Annotated in this window: 17 protein-coding genes; 6 read left to right on the top strand and 11 right to left on the bottom strand. The window is 61.0% G+C overall.

The genetic code is table 11. From position 1 onward, the window contains the following. Positions 1–20: 20 nt before the first annotated feature. The 3 genes from PCS43_RS07905 to PCS43_RS07915 are packed head-to-tail and all read right to left on the bottom strand — an operon-like array spanning position 21 to position 4,310. Positions 21–1,154 carry a nitrilase-related carbon-nitrogen hydrolase gene (locus PCS43_RS07905; protein ID WP_209910377.1) on the bottom strand — a complete coding sequence of 378 codons (1,134 nt, stop codon included), beginning with the start codon at positions 1,152–1,154 and terminating at the stop codon, positions 21–23. After that, complete coding sequence (locus PCS43_RS07910; RefSeq protein WP_209910374.1) at positions 1,144–2,580, bottom strand: amidase; 1,437 nt, start codon at positions 2,578–2,580, stop codon at positions 1,144–1,146. The genes PCS43_RS07905 and PCS43_RS07910 overlap by 11 nt, the downstream gene beginning before the upstream one ends. Next, on the bottom strand, positions 2,577–4,310 hold the full coding sequence (locus PCS43_RS07915; protein WP_209910370.1) for an amidohydrolase: 1,734 nt from the start codon (positions 4,308–4,310) through the stop codon (positions 2,577–2,579). The genes PCS43_RS07910 and PCS43_RS07915 overlap by 4 nt, the downstream gene beginning before the upstream one ends. A 176-nt stretch (positions 4,311–4,486) precedes the next feature. Between PCS43_RS07915 and PCS43_RS07920 the strand changes: the two genes are divergently transcribed. After that, the gene (locus PCS43_RS07920) at positions 4,487–5,224 is read left to right on the top strand and encodes a helix-turn-helix transcriptional regulator (RefSeq protein ID WP_209910367.1); all 738 of its coding nucleotides are present in this window, start codon (positions 4,487–4,489) and stop codon (positions 5,222–5,224) included. 15 nt (positions 5,225–5,239) lie between these two features. On the opposite strand, the gene PCS43_RS07925 is transcribed toward PCS43_RS07920, so the two are convergent. Then, positions 5,240–7,177, bottom strand: a complete 1,938-nt coding sequence (locus PCS43_RS07925) for an O-acetyl-ADP-ribose deacetylase (protein WP_209910364.1) — start codon at positions 7,175–7,177, stop codon at positions 5,240–5,242. A 78-nt stretch (positions 7,178–7,255) separates the two neighbouring features. Between PCS43_RS07925 and PCS43_RS07930 the strand changes: the two genes are divergently transcribed. The 3 genes from PCS43_RS07930 (at position 7,256) to PCS43_RS07940 (ending at position 9,598) form a co-directional block, all read left to right on the top strand. Next, positions 7,256–7,936 (top strand): NUDIX hydrolase, encoded by a 681-nt coding sequence (locus tag PCS43_RS07930; protein WP_003943269.1) that lies wholly within the window; start codon positions 7,256–7,258, stop codon positions 7,934–7,936. 61 nt (positions 7,937–7,997) lie between these two features. Further along, positions 7,998–9,122, top strand: a complete 1,125-nt coding sequence (locus PCS43_RS07935) for an NAD(P)H-dependent amine dehydrogenase family protein (RefSeq protein ID WP_047272311.1) — start codon at positions 7,998–8,000, stop codon at positions 9,120–9,122. Beyond that, positions 9,119–9,598: a carboxymuconolactone decarboxylase family protein gene (locus PCS43_RS07940; RefSeq protein ID WP_042451631.1), complete on the top strand. Its 480-nt coding sequence runs from the start codon at positions 9,119–9,121 to the stop codon at positions 9,596–9,598. Before PCS43_RS07935 ends, PCS43_RS07940 begins: the two co-directional genes overlap by 4 nt. 372 nt (positions 9,599–9,970) lie before the next feature. On the opposite strand, the gene PCS43_RS33430 is transcribed toward PCS43_RS07940, so the two are convergent. Next, positions 9,971–10,546: a DUF4190 domain-containing protein gene (locus PCS43_RS33430; RefSeq protein ID WP_052417015.1), complete on the bottom strand. Its 576-nt coding sequence runs from the start codon at positions 10,544–10,546 to the stop codon at positions 9,971–9,973. Positions 10,547–10,992: 446 nt separating this feature from the next. On the opposite strand from PCS43_RS33430, the gene PCS43_RS07950 reads away from it, so the two are divergent. Further along, positions 10,993–12,681 carry a hypothetical protein gene (locus PCS43_RS07950; protein WP_144245892.1) on the top strand — a complete coding sequence of 563 codons (1,689 nt, stop codon included), beginning with the start codon at positions 10,993–10,995 and terminating at the stop codon, positions 12,679–12,681. Between the two features lie 45 nt (positions 12,682–12,726). On the opposite strand, the gene PCS43_RS07955 is transcribed toward PCS43_RS07950, so the two are convergent. Genes PCS43_RS07955 through PCS43_RS07980 form a run of 6 tightly spaced genes read right to left on the bottom strand, consistent with a single transcriptional unit; the run spans position 12,727 to position 20,504 of the window. After that, positions 12,727–13,515 (bottom strand): SDR family NAD(P)-dependent oxidoreductase, encoded by a 789-nt coding sequence (locus tag PCS43_RS07955; protein ID WP_030536188.1) that lies wholly within the window; start codon positions 13,513–13,515, stop codon positions 12,727–12,729. Further along, positions 13,505–15,250, bottom strand: coding sequence for an N-acyl-D-amino-acid deacylase family protein (locus PCS43_RS07960; protein WP_054826743.1), 1,746 nt, complete (start codon positions 15,248–15,250; stop codon positions 13,505–13,507). Before PCS43_RS07960 ends, PCS43_RS07955 begins: the two co-directional genes overlap by 11 nt. Next, positions 15,247–16,908, bottom strand: coding sequence for a class I adenylate-forming enzyme family protein (locus tag PCS43_RS07965; protein ID WP_209910361.1), 1,662 nt, complete (start codon positions 16,906–16,908; stop codon positions 15,247–15,249). The genes PCS43_RS07960 and PCS43_RS07965 overlap by 4 nt, the downstream gene beginning before the upstream one ends. 19 nt (positions 16,909–16,927) lie before the next feature. Continuing rightward, positions 16,928–17,968: an NAD(P)-dependent alcohol dehydrogenase gene (locus tag PCS43_RS07970; protein ID WP_209910357.1), complete on the bottom strand. Its 1,041-nt coding sequence runs from the start codon at positions 17,966–17,968 to the stop codon at positions 16,928–16,930. Beyond that, the gene (locus PCS43_RS07975) at positions 17,965–19,119 is read right to left on the bottom strand and encodes a serine hydrolase domain-containing protein (protein WP_125052310.1); all 1,155 of its coding nucleotides are present in this window, start codon (positions 19,117–19,119) and stop codon (positions 17,965–17,967) included. Before PCS43_RS07975 ends, PCS43_RS07970 begins: the two co-directional genes overlap by 4 nt. Beyond that, on the bottom strand, positions 19,116–20,504 hold the full coding sequence (locus PCS43_RS07980) for a flavin-containing monooxygenase (protein ID WP_209910353.1): 1,389 nt from the start codon (positions 20,502–20,504) through the stop codon (positions 19,116–19,118). The genes PCS43_RS07975 and PCS43_RS07980 overlap by 4 nt, the downstream gene beginning before the upstream one ends. Before the next feature lie 167 nt (positions 20,505–20,671). On the opposite strand from PCS43_RS07980, the gene PCS43_RS07985 reads away from it, so the two are divergent. Beyond that, on the top strand, positions 20,672–21,328 hold the full coding sequence (locus PCS43_RS07985; RefSeq protein WP_058038401.1) for a TetR/AcrR family transcriptional regulator: 657 nt from the start codon (positions 20,672–20,674) through the stop codon (positions 21,326–21,328). Position 21,329 lies beyond the last annotated feature (1 nt).

Below are 21,329 nucleotides of genomic sequence, written 5' to 3' on the forward strand. Positions count from 1 at the left end.
CCAGCCCGGTCTGCAGCGCTTCAACGTGGTGTGATGTGGGCGCTGCGGCAGTCGTATGCGGGCTTCCGGTATGCCCCGCGGGTGAGCAGTCGGGCGATGTTGGCCCGGTAAATCTCGTCGGCTTCGGCATGGAGAACGGGATCACTCTCGAGCCATAGGTTTGCAGGATGAATGGGTTCGTCGTACATACGGCTGAAGAGTTCGGTACGGAGGTCTTTGAGCCAATTTGAGTTCAGGTTCAAGACGCGGAACTGGCGCAATGCTTCGATGTCGATCACACCCGACACGAACGAATTGTGCCCGGAGACGGTGTGGCCGAGTACCGCTCCGTTGTAATCCACGACATGTGAATTTCCTCCGGCAATGTCGAATGACTGTGTCGCCGACTGAGTCGAATATACCGGTCCGGTGTTCGGGCAGATCATGTACAGGCTGTTGAAATGCGCGTGCGCACGGTTCTGGAGTAGCCACGTTCCCCCTGGGTCAGGTCCTGATTGCGTCATCGGAACCGCCTCGCTCGGACGATACACGACCTCGGCACCTTGAAAAGCCAAGGCGCGTACTGCTTCCGGATACTCTCCGTCGCTGCAGCAGATCGTACCGATCGAACCGATGTCCGAGGTATGCAGGACGGGATAAAATGCGTCGATGCCGTCGCCGAACAGTTCTGTCCAGCGGTCGTAGACATCATGCGGCGTGCAGGAACGTTCACGGCACCACACGTGATTCTTCGTGGCGCGATGTACCACCTCGCCCGTCGGGGAGATCACCACCATGGAGTTGAAGAAGCGATCGGCCATGACTTCGGGCCACCGCGCCTTGCATTGAGCGATGATGTAAACCCCGTATTGCTTGGCAAGTCCGCCGAGTCGGTCTGTCTCGGGGCCGGGGATGTCGATGAACATCTCGCGCGCGGCCTTCACATGAGGTATGTCGAAGACTTCGTCCCCGAATCCGGTCAAGGCGCCTTCTGCCAATGCAATCAGTTTGACAGGAATGTTGATCGAAACCGTTGACACCGCAGCGTGAATCGCTTCCTCCACTACGTCGAGGTTCGCGATTATGTGTGATCGGCGTTCGATGTTGCGCACCACTGTCGAGAGACCAATCGCTGTATAGGGTGCGATCGGAGTTGCGGCCGTGTCAGCATTCACCGGCGTTCACTTCCGGTATGCGGTGCGCCCACGGCAACAACTTCTCCAATTGAGATGCAACCGCTATCAGGGAGCCCTCCTCACACATGGGTGCGGCCAGTTGAACACCGATAGGCAACCCCGAGCGCGTGGAACCGAGCGGCAGGCTGATTGCGGGTCCGCCCGTCGCATTGAAAAGTGGAGTGAACGAACAGATGCCGAACAACTTGCGAGTCCATTCGATCGGGGAGAGTGATGCGTCATTGGAATCGAGTTTGCCCAATAATTGGGGTGGCTCACCGAGTGTCGGGGTGAGCAGCAGATCGTAATTCGTGAAGAAGGTTCCGACCGTACGGGATACCTGGTTGAAGACATTGAGCGCTCCGGCGAGCTGAATGGCCGTGACTCGGCGCCCGTACTCCGCGCAGGCCAAGGTTGTCGCCTCGAGATTTTCGGGTCCGGGGGTCACGCCGAAGGCTCCGGCAAGCGCGTCGACGCCTTCGGCAAGAGAGACACTCCAGACCGGCAGGTTGGCTTCGACGAACTGATCCCAGTCGAAGGCCGGCGTGTCGGGTGTGACGTGATGGCCGAGTCCCTCGAGGACCGTGCCGACAGCGGACACGGCACTCGCGACCTCGATGTCCACCGGGTCTCCGGACCACGACTGAGTGTGGATCGCAATGCGTAAACGCCCCGGTGAGCGGTTGAGTTCGTCGGTGTATGGCCGCGCGGGATCACGGATCACGTACTTGTCTCCGGGGGCCGGCCCGCTCACGGCATCGAGTAACGCCGCGCAGTCACGCACCGATCGGGTGAGCCCCAACTCAGCCCCCAGCCCTGAGAGTGGCTCGCTCGAGTCAGGGCCTACTGGTACACGGCCTCGGCTCGGTTTCAGGCCCACCAACCCGTTGGTGGACGCAGGAATTCGGATCGACCCTCCACCGTCGGTAGCGTGAGCGATGGGAAGGGCTCGCGCTGCGACCAATGCTGCTGATCCGCCACTCGATCCACCGGCGCTGCGTTTGGTGTCCCACGGATTGCGCGTCGAGCCTTGAGCAACGGGTTCGGTGTTTCCGTTGAATGCGAATTCCGGTGTGGCGGTCACTGCCACAGCAGCCAATCCTGCGGCCCGGAATCGTGTCATGAGTTCGGTGTCGTGGGGAAAGATTGCCCCTTCGCCCGCAAGCCGACTTCCGAACCGGGTCGGGACTCCAGCCGCGTGTACGGCAAAATCCTTGAGTGCAAAGGGAACCCCCGCAAACAGTCCCTGTTCGTTGTAATCGAGAGCGCGATCCCACGGGCCGTCGACCACGGCGTTCAGCGTCGGATTGACGGCTTCGACCGCGGTGCGTGCTGCCTCGTGAACTTCGTCGACGGATACCCGCTTGTCGCGAATCAGTTCGGCGAGGCCCGTAGCGTCATGTTCGATGTACTCGTTCGGCTTCATCGAAGAACCCTCTCGGCAGCAGGGAGGACGGCGTCGTCGTGAACTATGTTTCCGCCCAGCATGGTTCGATGTACTCGGGTGTTCTTCAAGTCATCGAGATCGCAGGTCGACGGGTCGCGGTCGACGAAGATGAGGTCCGCGTGATTGCCGGGGCTGATGGATCCGATTCCGTCCCATCCGAGGATCTTCGCAGCGCTTGTTGTCCACATGGCGAGAGATTCCTGGCGACTGATGACCTGGTCTGGACCGTCGTTTCTCAGATCGGTGCCGGCAATCTCGTGCGTCTGCGCAAGTGCAATCTGTTCCCAGGGATTCTTCGGTCCCCAGTCAGACCCGCCGGAGACGTCGAGGCCTGCGTCGAGTAGGCGTCTCAAGGGGACCATGTCACGCCAGACGTGTCGGCCGATTCGCTCTTCGTACACAGCACCCTTGCCCCATGCGAACCCGACAGAAGTGGTGATCTGGAACCCGAGTGCTTTGTAACGGCGAACGTGGTCCGGGCTGATAGTGATCGCATGCTGCAGAATCCACGCCTTGTCTCGAAAATCGTGTTCGGTGACGACACGCTCGGCGATTTCGAGAAAGTCGTCATGCTCACGGTAGGAACCGATACAGATGTTTGCCCGGATGCCGTTCTCCGCGCAGAATCGGACGTACGATTCTTCTTTCTCCAGTGAGACGAAGCGATTCCCCTTGGTGGGTCTGCCGAAAGGGTCGGTATAGCTTTCGTGCATGGCGAAATGCCCTGCAAAACAGGGCCCCCCAGGGCTGATGGTCATACCGTCGATTCGAAACATGTCGTCGGCAGTATCGGATGACTGTGGCGCAAGCGATTTCAATCGATCGTCGAACTCGTGCGACGACAACGGTTCGAAGGGGTAGAAGATGACCGACTCCACATCGTGAGTCGCCTGGACCCGGATGGTGAGCAAGTCAGCCGCACGGAGATGTTGATACATCTGTATGTGGATTGGTTCCATAGCGTGTCCCTCGTACAAAGTGGTGACGCCGCGAGCGGAGAAGCGAGCCATTTCGTCGAGTACTCCGGGGACTGCGTGATCGGGATCGAGTGGTGGGAGCTTGAGAAGGATCTGCCCCCAGAACGGGTCGTAGGTGTAGTAGTTGTTCACCGGCCCGCGAAGTATTCCCGTCAAACGTCCTGCTTCGTCCTTGTCGATCTCCACATCACACACGCGATCGGGAATGAAGTCCGACAGACCGACAGTACGTAGGCCGGCGCTGTTGAACGCCACGATATTCGGGGTACGTGGTGCCCACGCCTGGATGAGCACCGGGTGGTCGGTTGTTGCCTGGTCGAGGGCGTGACGGTCGGGCAACCGTCGCTCGGCAAGGTCGCGCCACGATCTGCGGATGAAGTAGTGAGCTTCACCGACGGGCGTGCAGATGATCCACTCACCGGGCGCTGTGACCACTGCGCGAGCACGGATTCGTTCGACGATATCGGCATGATCGACGGCATCGCTCAGATCGACAAGGCCGCCTCGTAGTGCGCCGAAGTGCATGACGTGTGGGTGCGTGTCGATGAGTCCTGGCATGACGACCGCTTCGCCGGCTTCCATGATCTGGGTGTTCGGGCCGGCGGACTCGACCAGGTCGGAGAATCTGCCCAAGTCGAGGATCACGCCATTGTCCACGAGTACCGCTTCCACGACAGGGTTCGCATCGTCGAATGTCAGGACCTTCGACGATCGGATGAGTGTTTTGCTCACGTGGACCTACCTCCGTACATCTCGACGAGTCCACCGCGTGTGGCTCGCCAGGTAGTAGCACTCTATGAGTGGCCCACCTGGGCGAGAATCATCCGAAAGGATGAACTCCGATTGGTCTTGACCAGTGATTATGGCCAGAGGTAGCGTCGTACCGGTTCGTTGTGGAGGAGTGCGATATGTCGGTGGTTCAGTCGGAATTCGTTGAACCGAATCCCCAACCGATCAGGTGCAACAACGATTTCGCACGCAACACCGAATTCAAACGCAACGCGATGGAGTTTCTTGCCAGGTTTGTCCGCGTGTCCGGGATGGTCTTCTACTCCGTTGATCGCGGCATGAATGCCGACACCCACGTGTTCGATCGGGTTTGCCCTGAAGAGAATGGCCGATACACCGGTCACTTCCACGAGTTGGACCCTTTTCATCCGCGTAGGTTCGCCGAGTCGGGTGCCGACCTCGCAACGTCGAACGACATCGGCCAGCGGTTCGACAAGACCGACTACTACGCAGGCTTCTTTCGCCCGATGGGGTATCGATACGAGGCTGAGCTGTATCTACGGCATGCCGGACGTATCGTGGCCGGGGTGTCCTTGCTCCGAAGTTCTCGTGACGGTGACTTCTCGAGGGAAGAGGTCCAATTTCTGCAGAAGTCCCATGGATTCGTTGAACAGTCCTACTGCATGCTGCGCCAATTCCCCAGTGCACCGGATTCTTCTGCAGTACCCGAACATTGGAAGCTTTCTGTTCGGGAGCGTGATGTCGTCGAACTCCTGGCACAGGGTGCGAGCAATCTCGACATCTCCCGTGCGCTGTTCATCAGCGTCCCGACCGTGAAGAGCCATCTCCAGCACGTATATCGAAAGTCGAGCGTGCATTCACGTACCGAGTTGGTATCACGTCTGGTGCACGGCTGACTGCGCCGCTGGTGTTCAAGCGATCGCGCGGCGCATCAGGTCTGCCGTCTCCTTGTTGAATGCGACCAGTGTGACCGTCTCGACTTCGGTCTTCGCCGCGCGAATCGCTGAAACGGCCTGTCGGACCGCATCTTCCTTCGGCCAGCCGTAGACCCCTGCCGAGATCAACGGAAAGGCGACGGTTCGTGCGCCGATCGAGTCTGCAACGGCGAGACTGCGCGTGTACGCCGCCCGAAGCAATCCGGATCGGTCCTCGGATCGTGAATACCTCGGGCCGACGGTGTGAATCACGGCCTTGGCGTGGAGCTTTCCCGCGGTGGTGGCTACGGCCGCACCCACCGGCAGGCCGTCGGGGAGGCTGGTGTTGCGCAATACCTCGCAAGCCTTCAGAATCTCCGGTCCGCCGGCGCGGTGGATCGCGCCGTCGACACCGCCGCCGCCGAGGAGCCTGGAGTTGGCCGCGTTGACGATGGCGTCGACGGTCAGCGTCGTGATGTCGCCTTCGACGACGGTAATAGCGGGCATGGATCCTCCTGTGTTTCCAACGGCTGTGTTTCCAACGGCCGTGTTTCCGAGGGCCGTGTTCCAGAGTTCACGCTTGGGGCGAGCCCACGGCATAGCCGAGCGTACGTCGTAGGGGTCACGTCCGATCAACATCGAGTATCGCGCCGCAACCGACGGTGTGCGACTGTGTGCCTGAACGCAATGAAGGAGTACGCGCTTGCCTTCAGCCCGCAACGCCTGGACGGTGCGCGCTGCGTCGTCGAGGACGAACTCGAGGTTGGCGTTGGAATCGGGACCGTCGTCGACCAACCAGAACTCGACGTGATCGGAGCAGACCTGCCGTGTTCCCATGCGGCACAGGCTGACCACAGCGTCGTAGTCCGCAGTGGACACCGCATCGACGCCGCCGAGCAGGACGCCGTCGTCGTGCGGGTGCGTGGTCAGGTGGTGGGTTCCGCGGAACCGCGAGTAATCGAGTTCTGCCGTCGACGGCCAACCGTTCTTGTCGTCGGTGCCGCCGCGAGCAGTCTTGATCGCCAGGCGAACCAGATCGGAGGAACGGTATCCCGGCCAGCCGTGCATGATCCGGCGCCACCGGGCGGGAACCGCCGACGCTCCCCAACGGGCGCCGAGGAGGCCACCCGCGATGGCCGCCGTCGTGTCGGTGTCCCCGCCGGCTCTTACTGCTGCTTCCAATGCGTACTGGAGGTGGCGAGCATCGCCATTGTCCGTGGAAGTGATTGCCCACCAAGCAGTCTGAAGTGCATGCACCACCCAACCGTTCTTGGAGAAGTCCTGCGGGTTCCCGGTTTCGGCCTGATCGAGCAGCGGGCCCCAGTATTCGGCGACGTCCTGATCGGCAACGGAGAGGAAGCCGCGAACACCGTCGAAGTTGCCGGAGACAACGGCATGGCGGATGGCATGGGTCCACAACTCGCACGCCTGTCCGGCACGCGGGTCGTCGTGCGTGAGTGAACTGATCCGGTGCGCTGCCGACCTGGCACCTTCTGCATCGTCCAAGTAGGAGAGGGCGACGGGAGCAGTCCGCATGAGCGAGCCGTTGCCGGCTTTGCGGCCGCTGATCGCCCGCGCACGATCCGCCATCGGCGCTGCGCTTTCGGAGCGGACGGACAACACTGCTCGCGTCTGGTTGCCGATGTCCGCGGGCTTCGAGTCGTACCACCGGATGAACTGTGCTGCAATGGCATCGAGACCGTCAGCGCTTCCGATGTCGATTCCGGTAGCGGCCACCTCGGCGATCGCAACTGCCATCGAGGCGTCGTCGGTCCATTCTCCCGGCGCCCAGTCGAACGGGCCGCCACCGATCATGTCGATCGTGACCTCGGCCTTCGGGTAGGTGAATTCGTAGCCGGCGCCGAGCGCGTCTCCTGCTGCGGTGCCGAGCAGAACGCCGGCCGCTCGATCGGACTGCTGTGCGGTGAGTTTCATAGCCACCTCTTCGGTTCGCGATGATCGTTTGATCAACTTTGCGCTAACCATAGATCATGTTTGAGATAACATGCAAGGGTGAATAAATGGACAGACACGAGCGGCAAGGGATTGACGGACTATCCGCGTCCGTCTGTGGCAGTGGACGTCGCGGTGCTGACGTACAGCGGTGGATCTCTGAAAGTTCTGGTGGTTCGGCACCGTCTCGGTGCGCTGGCGCTACCGGGAACATTTCTGCACGAACGCGAATTGCTCACGGCCGCAGCCGATCGTGCCCTGTCGGTCAAGGCAGAGTTGGCCCAGACGAGCTTCCACCAGTTGGCGATCTTCGACCGACCGGACCGCGACGACCGTGGATGGGTTTTGTCGGTCGCACACACGGCTTGCCTACCGGAATCGGCACTGCCCGATTCGGCGCTTCTCGTCGATGTGTACGACGACGAGGCAGTGAGCGGACTCGCATTCGATCACGCCGACATGGTGCGACTCGCGGTCACGGACCTACGCACGAGGTATGCGTCGTACGTGGATCCGGACGGATTGTCGGGCGGGACGTTCACCGTCGCCGAACTTCGGGGACTCTACGAGGTGATCTTCGATCGTCCGTTCCAGAAGGACAGCTTCCGCCGGCAGGTGTTCGACGCGCTCGAAAGTACCGGCGAGATGAGCAGACCAGGTAACGGCCGACCCGCCGAGACGTACCGGAGGCGGGGTGACGGCGCACTGACTGCGCAGGCAATGGCATTTTTGACCGGATGAAGTGAAACGAATTCTTGCAGTTCTGCTGACCTGACGCGCTGAGCTGGGTAATGTCCGATTGATGGGTGCAGTTTCGAATGAAGCCGAGTCCAAGATTCCGACTGTCGTGTGGGGTACCGGCAACGTCGGGCGTGCATCGATTCGCGCTGTGACAGCCAATCCGGCCCTCGAACTTGTCGGCGTCATCGTTGCGAACCCCGAGAAGGTCGGGCGAGACGCCGGTGACCTCGCCGATCTGGGAGTGCACCTGGGCGTCGCGGCTACCGACGACGCCGATGCCGTGCTCGCAGCGTCTCCCGGCGCGGTGGTCTACGCGGCGTCCGGCGACATTCGGCCCGACGACGCGGTTGCCGACATCACGCGGGCACTGGCCGCCGGAGCTGTGGTGGTCACGCCGTCCGTATATGCGCTGTACGACCCGAAATCTGCGCCTCCCGAACTTCGTGATCCCGTCGAAGCTGCTGCCAAGGCGGGCGGCGGCGCTCTGTTCGTCTCCGGTATCGACCCAGGCTGGGGCAACGACATCCTGCCGATTCTCGTCAGCGGGCTCGCGGGGACAATCGACCAGATCCGGTGTCAGGAAATCTTCGACTACACGACCTACGAACAGCCGGATTCTGTCCGCTACCTGATCGGGATGGGTCAGCCGATGGACTACGAACCTCCCATGGTCGCACCGACCGTACCCACCATGGTCTGGGGCGGGCAGATTCGGCTCATCGCGCGGGCACTCGGGGTGGAACTCGACGAGATCCGCGAGACCTTGCTGCGCCGCCCGCTCGAGGAAACCGTGTCGACCGAACATATGGGGGAGTTCGCGGTCGGCACCCAAGGCGCACTGCGATTCGAGGTTCAGGGAATCGTCGGCGGGGAACCCCTGATCGTGATCGAACACGTCACGCGTATTCATCCGTCCTGTGCCCGCGACTGGCCGCTCCCGCCCGACGGCGGCGACGGCGCGCACAAGGTGATCGTCGAAGGACGACCACGAATCGAGATCAACGTCGAAGCCACCGATGAAGGTGGAAACCGCGCGGCCGGTGGAAATGCCACGGCCGTAGGACGTCTCGTCAACGCAATTCCCTGGCTACGGAAGGCTGAACCCGGTCTCTACGACGCGCTGGACGTTCCGCTCACACCCGGCGTCGGCAAGCTCGGTGCCCGAAACTCGGAGGTACTCACATGAATATCGACATACCCGAAGGCAAGAATCCGATCGGCTACGTGTGGGGAGAGATGGTCCCCGGCATCGGACCCGCGGCCGCCGGGTTCTCCCAAAAGGTCTACACAGACGGAACTCTCGGCCTCCGTGAGTTCGAGGCGGCCAGGCTCCGGATCGCTCAGATCAACGGGTGCATCTTCTGTCAGGACTGGCGCACCGAGCGTGACGGCGAGACTGTGGAGTCGACGTTCGATCAGGCTGTCACCGACTGGCGCACCACCGATGCCTTCGACGACAGGACACGCCTCGCTGCCGAATACGCCGAGAGATACGCCCTCGACCACCACGGGCTCGACGACGAGTTCTGGAAACGTATGACCGCTCACTACTCCCAGCGAGAAATCGTCGAGTTGAGCATGTGCCTCGGATCGTGGTTGGCCTTCGGCCGGCTCAACCACGTCCTCGGCCTCGATACTCAATGTGTGTTGCCCGGCAACTGAATTCGACCTCCCGGGATCCGAACGGCGCGGGGGTTCGATCGAGAGAACCTGATCCTGGCATTGCCACACAAGACGAATTCGGAACTCCTATGTCCAAGACGCCCGCGCGATCTGCGGTCACCGATTGCGGTCTACTGTGGAATCGACAGCAGAGTAGAGCGTTGCCGTCGAGAAGACGCATCAGTCACGGGATACAAAGTTCCAGACGACGCCGCCTTGAATTCGATGTATGTCGTCGCAGCGTTGGCGAATGCACAAACCGAGGTGACCCCAGTCCGCACCCTGGTGAATTCTCTGAAGGATCGGACATCGACGGCTCGCGCGGCAGGTGTGTGAGCATGCGCATTCATCTCCACAGGATGATTACGGGCGCTACGTCATGCTCATCAGCACGGCAGCAACGACAATGACCCAGAAGTAGCCCAGCACCAGGCCCAGCACTGCAAGTCCATGCCCTCGCTCGCCTGTCCGCCGAATTTGGCCCAGAGAAATGTGGCCGAACACAATGGCAAGCGGCGCAAAAACAAACCCACATACAAGGGCCGCAATCGCCAGCGAGTTCGTACGAGTGCTGGAATTGTAATAGGGACTTGCAACAAACTCGTTCGAAGTCACGGCTCGTCCATCCGAGGTGAAGCCGGTTACCGGATAGACAGGCTCGCCATCGTGGGTAAACCCGATGTGAGACCGTGTCGGGCGGATCTTCGGCGGGGCCATCGCACGCTTGTACGCGGCGACAAGTACGCACAAGATCAGCCCACAGATCATAATGATGCCCGCAGCATCCGGCCCGAGGAATGCTGCACTCAGCATGGAACCAACTATTACACCGCCCAGCAGTTTCCACACGAATGGAACCAGCGCAAGATTCATCAGAACCCACTCTTGCCACGACTGTTCAGCTCCGATGGCATCGATCTCGATGGGTTCGCCTCCGGAATTTGTCATTGATTCCCGCCTTCAAGTTAGTGGAGAGTTCGGATCGCATTCCGTGGGCGGACACAATTTTCGCCTAACAAAGATTCTTCGAACTTCCATTTCTAACAGAGGCCCACGGACCTATGTAGTCATCCAATCGAATGAATCTATTGTCGAAATACGTTCATCCGACGGGTCGTGTGCTATCCATATCGGATACATATGGCCGAGGGTTCAGCCGTGAAAAGTTCGTAAGTTCAGCTACTGTGGTTCACCATCATCCTCGCTCCGGACGGCATGAATCGCTCAATACCGCCCGGTTCCGCTGCGCCGCAGTGAGAAGCGGAGTCCCGGCATCACCGGCTCGTCTCCGAACTTTCGGATTAGATGTTTGATGTGTCGTGGCTTGAGGCGAGACTGTGCGTTTGCTGGTCACTCTGTTGGCGGCGGGCGACACTACGACTGGAGGAGATCGAGTGGGTCGCACTGGAATATCGGCTGTTGTGTTGGCGGCGGTAATTTCTTTGGCGTCGTGCTCGGTATTGGACCGTGACGGGCGACAAGCCACGGAAGCGCCGGCGGCACAGCGTTCGGCGATTTCGAACTCTTCGAGCGCGGATGCAGGAGGAAGTCAGGCTGTTGTGTCGGTCGACGGGGTGGAAATTCGAGCCAGCGCCGGTGCCGGCGACAGTCGTAGGCACCTGACGATCTCCGAAGGTCACGCGACCATCCCCGAGGCTGCGGCCCGCGTGGCGTCGACCAAGGTGGTCAGTTTGCAAATGGATGAGGGAAAGACCCAACCATCAGCACCGGTCAGAGTGGAGTTCGATCTCTCGGATCGTCCTGATCTGGTCGCCAAATTCACCAATGGCGTTGTAGCTGTGGTCGAAACGGTGTCCGAATCGGATCCGAATGAGTTCGACATGTTCGTCGCACAGTGGAATCCGGAGACCAAGTCGATCACAGCGGACCTGACCCATCTGACGGGCGTCTGGGCCAGCTTCGTCGACCCGAAAGTGCTCGAGGCCGGTGTTCAGCGGATCTTCGAGGAGGTGCGCGGCAACTCGAACTCCCAATGTCGGGAGCGGAGCGAACTGACACTCGGCGGGATCGAGTACACCTTGACTGCCGTGAGTCCTGGGGCCGTGGCCGGATGCCTTGTCAACAGCGGCGGCGCGCTGGCGATCGACTTCGAGAATGCGACGGGCTCGTTCTACACGATCGTGGTGGCACCGGGGACGGCCGGCGGGGTCTGGACCAACTCGGGGGCCTTGAGCATCGCCGACTCGGCGGGTGCGCTGGCGTCTTCGGTTACGTTGGGCAGCAAGGGAGTGCTGGTGGGGCGGTCGGGCGGTCGCTTGGTCGTCAACGAGGGGATAGACCAGTTCGACGTCCGCCTATGGCCGCAGCAGCAAGGCATTCTGACCAAGAGCTTGCTATCGGGGATCAGCATGCTGGGGCTCGACCTGAAACAGCTCGAGTCGATAACAGGGGCATGGGATTGCATCTCTACCGCAACCAACGCGACACAGATCGACGGGAGCTTTTCGCCGGGCGATCTCTACGGGATGATCACCGACGTCAGCCAATGTGTTGTCACCCAGGCCACTATCCAATCTGGCGACAAGGCACGTTCGGCCGCCCTTCATCGACTGAGCAGCGCGGTCGAGGTGTTCTCGCTATTCCAGCAGCTCATGGACTTCACTGCCGGTAGCGTGCAGGCGATGGCTCGCGACTCGGTCAAGGATTTCCGGATACGTAGTACGGCGTCCTCATCGGCATCGTCGACGTCGACAGCAGCAGCTCCGCAAGCTCCAGCACCAGTCGTTGTCGACCGTATCGAGTTGAAGACCTGGGCTTACGACCGCGTCGAGGGCAACACTTACGTGGCGGACAACACGGGGAAGAAGAACTTGACCGTGCACGTGAACTCGTTCGCAGGCGACGAGGACGTCCGGGCAGGCTGTCGGACCACCGTCACTGTGACCGGCCCCGGGCTCTCCCAGACCGAAACAACCGACAGCTGCTTCGTCGGCAATCCGGGAATCGGGTTCGTGGCACCCTCGCCAGGTGAATATCTGGTCGCAGCGACGGTGGCGCAACAAGGACGCGCCGACATCACGTCACAAGTAGTCGTGAAGGTCATTTCCCGGGCTCCACGGTAACGACGGACTGACTGAGTCCGAGCACGGTGTTGCCCGGTAACTGAACTAGTTGCCCAGCGTCGTCAGATCCGGGTAGTTCGAGACCTCCCAGCCGCCGTCGACGACCAGACTGGTTCCGGTGATGTACGAGGCGTCGTCGCTGGCGAGATAGAGGCAGGGGCCCGCGATCTCGTCGGGAGTTGCCGCTCGGGACATGGGGATTCGGCTGAGAAACATGTCGCGGGCGGGTTCGTAGTTCATGACCGGCGCGACCAGTGGCGTGTCGACCAGGCCGGGTAGAACGGCATTGACCCGAATCCCCGACGCAGCCAGTTCGATCGCGGCATTCTTGCTGAACATCTCGACTCCGGCTTTGCCTGTCGCGTATGCGCTCCCGTAGGGGCTCGGCACGTGCGCGTTCAATGAGGACACGTTGACTATCGCACCACCGCGACCGTGCTCTCGGATATGCCGCGCTTCATGTTTGGTGCAGAGGAAGACGCCCTTCTGCACCAGGTCGATGGTGAAGTCCCAGTCGGCCTCGTCGAGGTCGACGATCTGCCCCACCCTCGACGCACCGGCAACGTTGAAAGCCAGATCGATACCGCCGAATTCCGCCGCCGCCGCGGCAAGGGCCTCGGCAACATCGGATTCCTTGGTGACGTCAGTGGGAACGGCGAGGAAGGCCCCGCCGTGCTGGGAGGCTATCTCTTTCAAACCCTCTGCAGCGATGTCGATTCCAGCTACCTGTGCGCCTTCGTCGATAAGCCTTAGTGCGATGGCTGCACCGATACCTGATGCTGCTCCAGTGACGACTGCTGTTTTCCCGGCAAATCTGGACGTGTTAATGGGCACCTGCTTTCAAGAACTTTCCGGTTCGGCGGTTGCCGAGAACGGGTGCTGCTTCTCCGTCGCCGAAGACGTACTCGCCGCCGACGAACACTGCGGTGACGGTCTGGTCGTTGCGATTGACCATGCGGGAGAGGTTGTCGTACTCCACAACCGGGCTTTCCGCATAAGTGTCGAGCGAATCGTCGAGATGAGCGGGATCGATCACAACCAGGTCGGCGCGATCACCTAATCGAAGGTGCCCGGCATCGACGTCGTACCACTCGGCGAGTTCACCGGTGAGACGATGCACCGCTGCCTCGACGGTCATGAACGGACGGCCGACCTTTTGGGCATCGTAGACACGTCGTAGTAGGCGTAAGCCGAAGTTGTAGAACGCCATGTTGCGCAAATGCGCTCCGGCGTCGGAGAACCCGAGTTGGACGCCATTGTCCTGGGCGAACTTGTCCAGAACCTCCGGCCGGTGGTTCGAGATGGTTGTGCGCCAACGCACTTTCGTGCCGTGTTCGAGGACCAGATCCAGGAATGCATCGACAGGGTGGAGGCCGCCACGTTCGACGCCGACCTGCCCGAAGCTCTTGCCGACCAGGGATTCGTCGGGGCAGGACACGATCTCGGCGTCGAAGAAATCGCGATGCCAAACTTTGACACCGAACTTCTGGTCGTAGTCCTTGCGGAATTGTCGACGGTAATCCTCGCTCTGCATGAGGACGTTGCGTTCCATCTCGTCGGTCAGATGCAGTGCTGCAGCGCCAGATCCGAACTCCTCGAAGACAACCAGGTCGATGCCGTCGGCATATACCTCGAAGGGAACTGGCAGGTGCTGCCAGCGCAGGTCGCCGCCGAGTCGATTGACCAAGTGTGCCAGTGGGCCGAGTATCACCACGGCCAACTTGTTGGACTTGATGTCGGCCGCCGAAAGCATGCTCGTCTTGAGTCGCTTACGCCAGATACCCGCGCTGGAGAACGCCATCGCTCCGGTACTCATCGGGTTGGAGAGGTCAGGTCCGGCCTGAAATACCCGTCCCCGACGGCGCAGGATCGCATTGAGTCGGCGTCGTTCTTTCGTGGTTGCATACGTCGACGGCAGCGTGCGTGAGCGGCAGGTCTCGCCGTCGAGTTTGTCGAACAACAATTGCTGACTGGACATCCCGACGAATCCTGCGTCGAGAGCTTCGGTCAACTGTGCTTCCATCGACGCGAGTTCGGCGTCTGTGGGATGGACGTCCTTCCTGGTAGCACGATCCAGTCCCATCTCGGCGGCCCGCATATCGGAGTGTCCGATGAAGGCTGCAACGTTGGGACCTAGCGGAAGCGCCTCTAGTGCAGCAACATACTCGCTCGCAGAGTTCCAGGTCTTGGCACGGTTGAGTGCGTCGACGACGTGCTTACGCGGAATTGCCTCTACTCTGCCGAAGAGATCACCCGCGTCGGAGGGGCTGGCGTGAATGGTGGACAGGGAACACGATCCGACAAAGATCGACGTGACCCCGTGTCTGAGAGATTCGCTCAGCGCCGGGCCTTCGAGGATCTCGACGTCGTAGTGAGTGTGGATGTCCACGATGCCCGGGATCACCCACTTGCGCCTCGCGTCGATGACACGGGGACAGTCGGTTTCGTCGAGTGGATCGAGGGAGATGGCAGTAACCAACCCATCGCGGATACCCAGATTGCGGACAGCTGGTTTGGCCCCGGTGCCGTCGAACCACAGACCGTTGTTGATCACGGCGTCGTAGGTCATGAGAGAACCACCTTTGCACGTATCGTTTTTCCGGTTGCATTGCGGGGCAGAGGAGTTGTGCTCAGTTTCCACTTCACCGGCACCTTGAAGTAAGCCAGTCGTTCGGCGACATAGTCGCGTAGTTCTTCTTCGCCGGCGGCTCCCTCACTCCGCAAAACGACGACGGCTGCAACTTCTTGGCCGAGGTCTGCCGAATCAATGCCGATCACAGCGCATTCGAGTACGGCGGGATGCTCGTCGATGGTCTGCTCGATTTCGAGAGGGTAGACGTTCTCGCCGCCGCGCAGGATCAGGTCGGATCGGCGACCCGTCAGGCGGAGTCGGCCGTCCTCGAACACTCCGAAGTCGCCGGTTCGGAGCCATCGATCAGGACCGATAGCGGCTGCAGTCGCGGTCTCGTCGTTCCAGTACCCCAACATCACATAGGCGCTGCGCGCACAGATCTCACCTTCCTCGCCGTCGGGGACTGCAACACCGAAGGGGTCGCGCACCTCCACGCTCACCCCGATGATCGGCCGGCCGAGAGTTCCGGGGAACGCGGCAAGTTCCGGTGGTGTGGCAACTGAAATGCCGGTGGAGGATTCGGTGAGCCCGTAGCTGTCGACCAAGGTGTGCTGCGCAAAAGGCAGGCGTGCGCGCAGGCGGTCCTGCAAGGCCGGAGATGACGGTGCAGACGCGAGTGCAAAAGCCCTCAGTGAGGTCAGGTCGTACTTCTCGAGACTGCCGTACTCGAGGAGACGGGTTGCCATGGTGGGTACGACCGCCCAGTTGGTGACCTTCTCGCGTTCGACGAGGGAAAGGACTTCGTCGACGTCGAAGGCGCCCTGATGGATGACCACCGCTCCGCCCGTCGCGAGTCGTGGGATCGCCAGGTTATGCAGGCTTGCAATGTGAAACAGCGGCGCGGTCAGCAGATACCGCAAGTCACTCGGTCGGCCGTCGCTGGGTTTGCCGGCGAACGCCGCAGCGAGGCGATCGCTGTAGCGGTGGTAGTCGATGACGGCCAACACGTTTCGGTGACTGTGAACAGCCCCCTTGGGGCGGCCGCTGGTTCCGCTCGTGTACAGGATGACGGCCGGATCGTCCTCGTTGACGGAAGTACGGGGCAGTGTCGATCCCGAATACTTCTCCATCAAGGTAGGTAGATCTTCTTCCATCGTGAGTACGGGAACATCGGTGTTCAGTTCGGAAAGAATCTGCGCGCGTTTGGCGTCGGCGATCACCACTGTGGGGGTGGTGTGATCGATGCCGTACGCCACCTCGCGGGCCACCCACCACGAGTTGAATCCGACGGCGATGGCACCGAGGGACTGAGCCGCCCAGAAGGTCATCACCCATTCCGGCGTATTGGCAGCAAGTATGCCGACCCGATCACCCTTGCGGACGCCGTACCGCTCGCGCAGCGCCGTCGCCAATGCTGCTACGGCCTCGCCGTGCTCGAGGTAGCTGAAGCGTCGGTCCTTGGTCACCAGATAGTCGCGTGATCCGTAGTCGAAGGATGCAGCGAGCACGTCGCCGAGTGCCTTGTCGCGGTTCTTCATGACGGGCATCGAACTGCCGAGTACATCCTCGACTTGCATCTCGAAAGGACCACCGGGGCCGGTCAGCCCGGCCATGACGGACGCGATGAATGCTTGTGTATCAGCGGAAGTAGTCACGTGAAGTGCCTTTCGAAGATTAGGGTACGAGCACTGCGCGTCCGGTGACCTTGCCGTGTTCGAGACGGTCGAGTGCGTCGCGGGCATCAGCGAGGTCGAAGCGGGCTACTTCTACCGTTACCAGACCGGCCTGTGCCAGGGCGATGGAATCGACGAGGTCGTTTCTGGTGCCGCCGTAGGACTTCCGGATCGATGCGCCCCATGGCCAGCCTGGTCCGCCGGCAGCTTCGGCAGTGATTCCGGGGTTTCCGCCTTCGAGACCTACCATGCGATACGCGCCGTTCGGCGCAACCGCTTGAACAGACATCTGTGCAGTTGCGTCGATACCGACGAAGTCGAAGATGACTTCTGCGCCTCTGGCCGATGTGAGGTCGAGGATGTGCTGCGCGGTGTCCGGTCCCGATTCGAGCGTGATGTCGGCGCCGCAACGTTTGGCGAGATCGAGTTGATCCTGTCCGACATCGACGGCGATGATGCGCACGGCACTGATCGCGCGAAGTATCTGTACTGCAACGTGACCGAGTCCGCCGACGCCGATCACGACGGCGGTGGCACCGGGCTGGAGATGTTCGCGGGCACCGCGAATGGCGTGGTAGCTCGTCAGTGCCGCATCGGCGAGAGGTGCGGCCTGCAGGAAGTCGAGGTCTCCGATGGGTACGAATGAGCGAGCCGGGATCTTGACGTACTCGGCCATCCCGCCCTCAGGGCCGAGTCCGGGGCAGGGCGGCATCGCGGTGCGTCCAGCGGCGAGGCACATATTCTCGTTGCCGCTCATGCATTCTCGGCACTGTCCACATGACCAACAGAGGTAGACGACGCCACGCTCTCCGACGGAACGGCCGTCGACGCCACTCCCGACGGCTTCGATCGTTCCGGCAATTTCGTGGCCGATTGTCAGCGGTTCTTCGCGCATCTTGTACGGAAAGTGCAGGAGATGGAGATCGGAGTGGCAGATTCCCGCTGCGCCCACCCGAATCAGTAGTTCCGACGGGCCGATCTCCGGGACCGGCACGTCGTTGATTTCCAGGAGCCCGGGCCCCATGAGCTGGGCTGCCTTCATGAGCTGACCTCGCTGACCTCGGAGTTGTATGCGGCGCTGAGATACGCGTTGCTGCGGTCGGATCCGATCAGACCCGGTGCCATCTTGTTCATGACGTAGGCGAAGGTCATCCGTCGGTCCAGATCGTTGACCAGCATCGAGCCGCCGATACCTGCCCACCAGCAGGTGCGTCCGTCGGGAATCAGTGGCGCGGTAACCGGATGTGGCAGTCCGTAGCCGATGCCGAACTTGAGTGGTGTCATGATCCCGAGATCGATACCGTCGGCTTGGATCTCGAAGATCAGGTCGATGGTGCTCTGCGAGAGCAGCTTCCGGCCGTCGAGCACACCACCGTTCGAGATCAGGGATTGGACCCGAGCGATAGAACGTGCGTTGCCGTGGCCGTTGACTGCGCCGATCTCGGCTTCCCGCCAGGGTGCGGTGTTGACCTCGGGGTAGTCGAGCAGTGGGCAGGTCAGGGTCTTGATGAAGATGCTGTCCTGGTCGAGCGTGGACAGGTCGAACTCCAACGCGGGCGGCGGAACCATGGTGGCGATTCGACCGAAATGCTCTGCGGACGTGCCGATATGGAAGTCGGCTCCCAGTGGACCGGAAAGCTCTTCGGCAAAGAACCTGCCGAGAGTTCGCCCGTCGATGCGACGAATGACCTCACCGACGAGATGGCCGTAGTTGATCGCGTGATAGCCCGACGCCGTACCCGGGGTCCACCAAGGCTTCTGGGTAGCGAGGCGAGCGGTGGACGCCTCGAGGTCGTAGATGTCCGTCAGTTCGATCGGGCGCTCCCAACCGGACACCCCGGACGTGTGTGACAGCAGGTGGCGAACTTCGATGTCTTCCTTGCCGTTTGCCGCAAATTCGGGCCAGTAATGAGCAACTTTCTGGTACACGTCCAATTGGCCGCGTTCGACCAGCAGGAGCGCACACAGGGCCGTCATGGTCTTGGTGATGGAGAACGTGTTGACGATGGTGTCGCTGCCCCATGGAGTGGTACGGGATTCGTCGGCGTACCCGCCCCAGAGATCGACCACGGATTCTCCGTCGACGGTGATGGCAACGGAGCCGCCGAGTTCTTCACCGGATTCGAGTTGAGCCTCGAAGGCGGTGCGGACGGCGTCGAACTCGTTGTCGCAGTGACCGTTCACCAGACTCATGCGCGATCCGCCTTCTCGAGTTCGTGTGCTGCTGCACGCGCGGCAACAGGTAGCTTGTTCCCGGAGGCCGCAGCACGCTTGGTGCCCTTGGCGATTTCCTTGTTCATGTTGCGGACGTAGGGATCGAACTCGAGCTGAATCGTGTGGCGTGGTGACTTGTAATAGGGGGCGAGGAAGTACGCCTCGTCGGCTTTGGTGATCTCCTGCATCTCGTTCGCAGACGGCAGTTGGTATTTACCGGTGAGGTAGGCCGCGACGAGCTTGCTCTGCTGCTCGGCGAAGTTGACGAGCGTCGGCATGGGCTGCGCGAGTCCCATGAAGAAGAGATTGTCGATTCCGGGCTTCATCATTCGTTTGAACAGTGGGAATCGGTTGTCCTTGTCCGGCAGCAGATTCGGATCACTGAAGAAGGGGAAGCTGATGTTGTAGCCGGTGGCGCAGATGACCACGTCGACGTCCTCGGCGGTGCCGTCCGCGAAGTGAACCTGCTTTCCGTCGAGTTTGGTGATGGCAGGCTTGAAGGTTATGTCGCCTGACCCGGCGCGTCCGAGGAACTCGCCGCTGGCCGACGGGTGGGCCTCGAAGGGGCGGTGGTCCGGCTTCGGCAGACCGTAGCCTTCCATCGTTCCCAGATTCTTGCCGAGGAATCGACGACTCAGGAACAGTCGTAGACCACGCGGCATCCAGGGCGGGGTGATCAGTTTGTCGCCGGGTACACCGCCGAGATATTTCGGCAGTACCCAGACTCCACGGCGAGCCGACACGATGAGCTTGTCGGCGAGGTATCTCTGGCCCAGTTCGGAGGCAATATCCAAGCCGGAGTTGCCCATTCCGACCACGACTACCTTTTGGCCGCGCATGTCGACCGGGTCGAACGGATCGTTGTAGCTGTGGCTGTGCATGAGGACCCCGTCGAACTCACCTGGGTAGTCCGGGATGTTGGGATCCCAATGATGTCCGTTGCAGACCATCAGGACGTCGTAGGTGCGAACTTCGCCGTCCGAGCGCGTGATGGTCCACAGCCCGTCTGTATCACGTTCTGCTGCAACAACACTGGTGTTGAAGATGATCGACTCACGCAGTCCGAAGTGCTCGACGTAGTCCTTGAAGTACTGGAAGAGTTCGGAGTGGTGCGGGAAGTCGGGAAGGTCAGCGGAGACCGGGAAGTCCTCGAATGCCAAGCGCCACTTCGACGTGTCGATATGCAGGCTCTGGTAGCAGGCCGACATCCCGTTGGGATTCTTGTAGTACCAGTTTCCGCCGACCTCGTCGGACGCTTCGTAGCAGTCGAAGGGTATTCCGAATTCCTTCATTCGCTTGGCCGTCGTGATTCCGGTAGGCCCGGCGCCGATGATGCACACGCTCGGCAAGGGGGAGGGGCTCATTCGCCATCGCTTTCTGTTCTGTCTCGGGCGTGCGAGAAGAAGAATCGAAGCCCGAGAAGTGACTTGAGTCATAGTGCGCCATTCGCTGACGTTGTGTCAATGAATGACGCAATGTTTTTTGGTGACGGCGAGTCGGTGATTTGCCAGGAGGTTGAAATGCGAGCAAGGTGGGCGACGTGAGCACGACTACGGACGGCCCGAAGAACAGGCGGGGAACACTTCGCGACGAGCAGAAACGCGCGACGCGGGCCAAACTCGTGGACGCCGCACGCACTCTGTTCGAGGAACGGGGATACGCGGCTGTCACGGTCGACGACATCGCCTCGGTCGTCGGATGCAGTCGAGCCACGTTCTACGTGCATTTCGCCAGCAAGGTGGAGATGCTCAAAACGATCGGCGCGGCCGGGATGGCGGCGAGTGCGTTCGCTTTCTACATCGATCTCGATCGGGTTCTCGACACGAACTCTCGCGTGGAATTCACGGCTTGGCTGGAGCGTGCCTTCGACTGGTTCGACGAGAACAAACGCCTGCTGCCGGCCTGGGACGAGGCCGTGGCACTCGAACCGGAGTTCCGCGAGACAGCGCGAGACGGTATGACCCAACTACCGAATGCCATGCCCAAGTACCTGGGCCGTTGGCCGGAGGAACAGCACGACGAGGCACGGTTGCGCGTCGAACTGCTCGTGAGTCAGTTGGAGCGATTCTTCACACGCTGGGCCGTGCAGGGGACAATCGATGTGACGCGGATTCAGGCCGCCGAAGTTCTGACCGACATCTGGTTCCCGGCTCTGTCTCCGGAATCGAAGGGCGTCGGCGAGCGGTAGA

Source organism: Rhodococcus sp. C-2 (assembly GCF_027854095.1).
Taxonomy (GTDB): Bacteria; Actinomycetota; Actinomycetes; order Mycobacteriales; family Mycobacteriaceae; genus Rhodococcus_F; species Rhodococcus_F qingshengii.